The 5,677-nt window shown below is 34.1% G+C and carries 8 protein-coding genes; all 8 read left to right on the forward strand.

What is annotated here, in order from left to right; all coding sequences use genetic code 11:
- Positions 1 to 505: 505 nt before the first annotated feature.
- Positions 506 to 1,339, forward strand: coding sequence for a hypothetical protein (locus tag EVJ48_10140; protein ID RZV36643.1), 834 nt, complete (start codon positions 506 to 508; stop codon positions 1,337 to 1,339).
- Positions 1,323 to 2,117: a hypothetical protein gene (locus tag EVJ48_10145; protein ID RZV36644.1), complete on the forward strand. Its 795-nt coding sequence runs from the start codon at positions 1,323 to 1,325 to the stop codon at positions 2,115 to 2,117. The genes EVJ48_10140 and EVJ48_10145 overlap by 17 nt, the downstream gene beginning before the upstream one ends.
- 9 nt (positions 2,118 to 2,126) lie before the next feature.
- Entirely contained in the window at positions 2,127 to 3,152 is a 1,026-nt protein-coding gene (locus tag EVJ48_10150) for a hypothetical protein (GenBank protein RZV36645.1), read from the forward strand.
- Positions 3,153 to 3,184: 32 nt separating this feature from the next.
- On the forward strand, positions 3,185 to 3,868 hold the full coding sequence (locus EVJ48_10155; protein ID RZV36646.1) for an HD-GYP domain-containing protein: 684 nt from the start codon (positions 3,185 to 3,187) through the stop codon (positions 3,866 to 3,868).
- Positions 3,849 to 4,268 (forward strand): hypothetical protein, encoded by a 420-nt coding sequence (locus EVJ48_10160; protein ID RZV36647.1) that lies wholly within the window; start codon positions 3,849 to 3,851, stop codon positions 4,266 to 4,268. Before EVJ48_10155 ends, EVJ48_10160 begins: the two co-directional genes overlap by 20 nt.
- A gap of 9 nt (positions 4,269 to 4,277) precedes the next feature.
- Entirely contained in the window at positions 4,278 to 4,460 is a 183-nt protein-coding gene (locus EVJ48_10165) for a hypothetical protein (protein RZV36648.1), read from the forward strand.
- Positions 4,461 to 4,480: 20 nt separating this feature from the next.
- Positions 4,481 to 5,521: a hypothetical protein gene (locus tag EVJ48_10170; GenBank protein RZV36649.1), complete on the forward strand. Its 1,041-nt coding sequence runs from the start codon at positions 4,481 to 4,483 to the stop codon at positions 5,519 to 5,521.
- Between the two features lie 17 nt (positions 5,522 to 5,538).
- The coding region (locus EVJ48_10175) for a cytochrome c biogenesis protein CcdA (protein ID RZV36650.1) at positions 5,539 to 5,677 on the forward strand (139 nt) is incomplete at its 3' end.

Consider the following 5,677-nt stretch of genomic DNA (forward strand, 5'->3'; position numbering starts at 1 on the left):
ACAGGAAACCGCCGTTACGGGTTCTGCGTCTATGAACTCTAACAATACCGCTTTTAGCTATACTGGCGTAAACGGTAACCAGCATAACAATATTTCTATTAATAATACGGTAAATAACGCCACGCAGCAAGAATGCGTAGTCCAGCAAACGACGACGAACGCATCTGTTTCAAGTTCCGTTCAGGCTACTACCGCTACGCAGAATACGCCTACGTCGGATACCACTACTAATACGGAAACTTTAAACTGCACGAATACTGGGACGATTAATAATCCGTCTTGGAATTGTCCCGTACCAAAAGGCTATACGATACAAACCGACTGCACAGCCGCAAGTAATATTAATAACAATAACTTCGCTCCGGCTATGGTAGAACTTCAGGTATTAGACAAAGCGGGAAGTTCTTTGATTTGTTCGGCAAACTAAAAATTTAGTATTGTTTTGATTATCTTTTTTATTAATTTTTGTATTGACATAAATTTATTAAAGTGATATTTTTTTACTATGAACAACCATACGACGCAATTCCCTAACTTTAGAAAAACAATTAATATATTAATTCTATTTATCGTTTTATTTTTGTTTACGCCCGTTAACGCTTATTCTTTTTTTTCTATGGGTAACGGTTATTTTAACGGGAATAAAGGCAAGGGATGGTTTTGGTATCAACGGAAGCCTAAAAAAAATAAAAATAAGAATAAAATAAAGAAAACCTTAAAACTTCCGACTACAAAAACGTTAATGGCTATGCCGGCTCTGCAATTTAAAAAACTTTTAAAAAAATTTAAATATGAATCTATTTCTTATCCTACGGAGCAAAATGTTTATAATTATATAAAAATTCAGTCCGTAGCCGGCGACAGGGCAAGGCAGTATGCTTATATGTGGCGTTACGTTATGACTAAATATCCGTCTTTGAATTATATGAATACTCACGTAGGCGGTTCTTCGCAATATAGGAATATTATTTCGTATCAGATTAATCACAATAAAAAAATAGAAATTTATAAAAAATTAAGAAAACGAATGGGACTTGTTTTATTTTATAATCCAAGCGACCCATATTCGTTGCAAGAATTATTGCAGTTAAAAATCGTAGCCAACGAATACGGTTTTTTCTATACGAAAGTTAATGCCGAAAATCACCCTAACGAAGTTAAGAGGATGGGCATTATAAAATTACCGGAAATAGTAATGATTTATAAGCATTCAGACGGTAAATTATCGCATTATCCCGTTACTATAGGATTAAGGACACAGGTTAAAATAAAACAAAATATACTCTACGATTACGAAGCTTTCGTAAAACACAAACTTAATTATGGAAATAAATATTAAAGAAAAAGCTAAAAAAGCAGGTAAGGTCGTAAAAAAAACGGTTTTTACTCTAAATTTAATTGTAACCGTTATTTTTTTTGCTTTTATAGTAGCGCTTATTATAGTTAATCTTATAAAGGGCGCACAAGGCGAAACGATAAATTTAGGCGTTTACGGTAAAACTTACAGGTTCAGGGAAAAAAATCTACTGTCTGTTATAAAAAATAAAGCTAAAAAAATTAATTGGCAGGAAGTTATAAAACGCTCTCATATAAAAAGGCAGGTAGAAAACTACCAGCCTTACAATCAGGAAGTTTCATTGCCTACTGCGTTGAATAGTAAAGTTTTTGAGCCGTCTATGTACTATACTTTAAAGTTTAATATAAGAGATTCTAAAGGCAACATAATTTATCCTAAAGGCTTTAAATACAAAATTACTAATTATATATTTTTACCGAATTTCTTAGTCGTAATAAACGGAGATTCTAAAAAGCAAATAGAGTGGTTTAAGCATTCCAAATTTAAAAACAACATAGCGGTAATGCTTTTAATAACCAAAGGCGACTATTATAAACTTGAAAAAAAACTCGGCATTCCTGTTTATTTTTATATGAAACAGTTACAACAAAGGTTTAAATTAAAAGCCGTCCCAAGCGTAATATGGCAGAAAGGAACTACGATTTACGTTAAGCAATACGGCAAAAATGCGGTTTATAAAGCCATTAAAAATATTAAAAAACATAAAAAAAACAATAAAGCGTTAAAAGAATCAGGGTTATTAAATCCTGATTATAAATAGGTAGATTATATGCGTAAATATGTAAAAATTATATTATTATCCTTTTTTATACTTTTCGGCTTCAGCTTAAAATCTTACGCCGGAGTTTGCAAAATAGGTGATACTATCTTTACCGAACCGCCCGCCGGTATTTTTACGTCAGTCGATTGGGCGGGAATATTTCCGATAAGGGTAGGAGGAGTAACTGTAGTCCCCGGCATACCGGATGCTCAGGATTATTTACCGCCCGTTTGTCTTTGCCAGAGATTGCCGCCGCCAGCGCCGCCTATCCCAGGAATAACTTTTTCTATGTGGCAGCCGGCGCATATAACCGAAGTAGTTCAGGAGCCTTTTTGTTTTCAGGCGTTTGGAGTAGCGATTCCTAATCCTACCGGAGTTTACGGCTACGGCGACCAGTCTAAACATCCGAAGCATTATTCGTTTTATCAGTCGCATTATTATAATTTTCCTATACTAAATATTTTAGGCATAGCGCAAGATATAATCTGTTTACAGTCGCCATATGGTTCTAATATTAATATACCTTTTATATCAGAGCCCGACCCTATGTGGCAGTCCGATATATTGGCTACTTTTGGAAGTCCTGAAGCCGTCCTTTTCGCAAATCCCATAGCTCAGATGTCCTGCACTGCGGATTCTGTCGCTGCTCAAACTTATCAACCGTTAGACCCTATGTTTTGGTGTATGGGTTCTTGGGGCGGAGTATTTCCTATCGACGGAGACATAGGGGGTTCAAACGACCCCGTTCAAAATGCGGCGGGTATTGCGGCTAAAACGCAGTTTTTAATGCACGAGTATTTAGACCAGTTCGGTACTGTCGGACCGCCTACTTATATGGGCGTATGCCAAGATTATCCGGATCCTATATGGATACAATCTGCAGTAAGATACGATTTATCAATGCCGGTGCCGGAGCCGGTTGTTCAACCTATAGGACAGACCGGTATAGTTTGGTCTATGTTGAAAGATTTGCCTGCATTAGGTGGCAATTACGTATTTACTACGTTTACGGAGCAGGACTGCTGCGCTTTCTAAATGCTATCAACGTAAGTGTGAGGTAGTCCGTTATGTTTGCTATCAATAGAAATGTTTATAACGAAAAAGAAATTCGGTATTTTTCGAGTTTAATTAATTATATAGAAAATTTTCAAAAGAATAATATGGAATATTCAGAGATTCAAAATCAATTCGTAGAGGTATTTCTTATGGCATTAGGCGCAAGGGACGCCTATACAAAAGAGCATTCCAACAGACTTTCTTTTCTTGCAAGGGAAATAGGCAGAGAGTTAAAACTTCCGCCTGTTGAAATTAAAAAAATAGTTTTAGCGGCGAAACTGCACGATATAGGAAAAATCGGCATAAGCGACGCTATTTTATTAAAACCGTCGAAATTGACGGACGAAGAATTTGACGAAATCAAAAAGCACCCTGTAATAGGCTTCGATATGCTTAAAAATCTAAGCATTTTTTCGCATATCTCGGACTACATACTTTATCACCACGAAAAATTCGACGGTTCGGGTTATCCGGAGAAAATAAGCGGCGACGATATTCCGTTCGGCGCAAGAATTATAAGCATAGTAGATGCGATAGACGCAATATTAACAAAAAGGTCTTATAAGGAACCGAAACCCGTCGAATATGCCGTTCAGGAATTAAAGAAAAATGCGGGAACGCAATTTGACCCGATGATAACTAAATTCGCTATAAAAGTTATAGAGGAGAATAAAGATGTTTTTAAAATCAAATAAGACCGAAACATTATATCCCTACAGTGCAAATATTTTGATAAAACGGCGAAATAATAATATTAACGCAAAAAACAAAAGAGTGTTTTTAATTCTATTATTTATTTGCCTTGCTATATTTGCTTATTTTATTTTTTCGAAAAAAGCTCACGCTTTTACTAATGACAATATAGAAAAGGGCAAGCAAATAGTAATTCAAAGCGGTTGTATAAGATGTCATAGCTTTGTTAAAGGTAAAAGAATCGACAATATAGCAACTCTTGCCGGCTGGGGAAATAAACATCTTTCGATTAAACAGACGGAAAAGGCAATTAGAAGTTGCAGAATGGATCCATACTGTTCGCAAATTTTAACAAATAAGCAGGTTAAATATGTTGCATATTATCTTAATTCATTAAAATAGGGGGTTATTATGTCGAAAAAAGAAAGTTTTATTGGTAATTTTAAAAATATAGAAAAGTCAAAAGATAAAACTTATATTAATAATTATGTCGAGAAAGATAAAAATATAGACCCTGTCGAAAAAGAGAAAATAAATAAAATCAAGATACAGCAGGCGTTAAAAGAGTTTTCAAAAGACAATTTAATTGATTAATAATATAAAAGGAGGCGGCAATGTTTAAATCATCTTTTACGTTGGATTTGTTTAAATCTAATGCCAGTTATAACGGATATATTTTAGGCGGACAGGGTAAAAATACGTTAATTGACAATATGGTTATGGATTATTTACACAATGGAGATACTAAAATATTTATTTTTGATAGCAATAAAAAACATATTAGATTAGTAGAGAATTTGGGCGGAAATTACATAAGCATCAATTCTAAAAGCACGTTTTCCGTTAATCCTTTTTCTATAATTAAGACCGAAGATGACTTTATGGAATACAAGGATTATTTAATAAATTTTTTATACGCTATAGGAGTTACATCTGAAAATACAGATAAAGATTTAAACGAACATTTTAGATTATATATGATAACTGCTTTATATGCAGTACAAGACGAATGCAAAGATTTTGAACTAATAGATATATATAATTGGCTATCAAGGCAAAACGATGAAACGTTGCAACCATATATAGACAATCTAATGCCTTTTTGTCCTGAAGGTAAATACGGCAAGTTTTTCTCCGGAGAATTAACATTAAATTTCGGAGATAGTTTACTTTCGGCGATAGATTTCAGCGATTTATCCTACGACCCTAAATTTAAAGTCTCTATTCAGGCGGCGGTAATGTTTTATATGGGGAAAATTTTTTACGATTACAACCTCCCTATTGAGAAAACCCTAATATTTATCAACCAGCTTAAAGAATTTGTTAAAGATTTACCGAATGCGCATGGTTTTATAGACAAATTATACCGTGAAGCAAGAAGGAATTATATTTCTGTCGTTACGTCAATAGAATCGGTTAAAGACCTATACGATAACGATAAAATATCGCAGGCGGGAAGAGCTATTATAGTAAATTCAGAATGGAAATTCTTTTTACCGCAGGTTAAAACCGAAAACTCCTCAAAGGAAATGAGTGACAAGCTTTGTTCTTATATTTCAGACACGGAATTTACTTTAATAAAATCCTTAAGATACAATGATGTTTATATCAAATCTAACGATAATTCGAATAGCGGAATTATGATAAGATTTTAAACTAAAAGGAGAATATTTTGCAGTTATTATTTACGCCCAACGTATCATTTTTAGTAGCTTTTTTAGCGGGATTGTTTTCTTTCATAAGCCCCTGCGTGTTTCCTTTAATACCTTCTTATTTATCGTATATATCCGGCTTGTCTATGGACGAACTTA

The organism is Candidatus Acidulodesulfobacterium acidiphilum, from assembly GCA_008534395.1.
Taxonomy (GTDB): domain Bacteria; phylum SZUA-79; class SZUA-79; order Acidulodesulfobacterales; family Acidulodesulfobacteraceae; genus Acidulodesulfobacterium_A; species Acidulodesulfobacterium_A acidiphilum.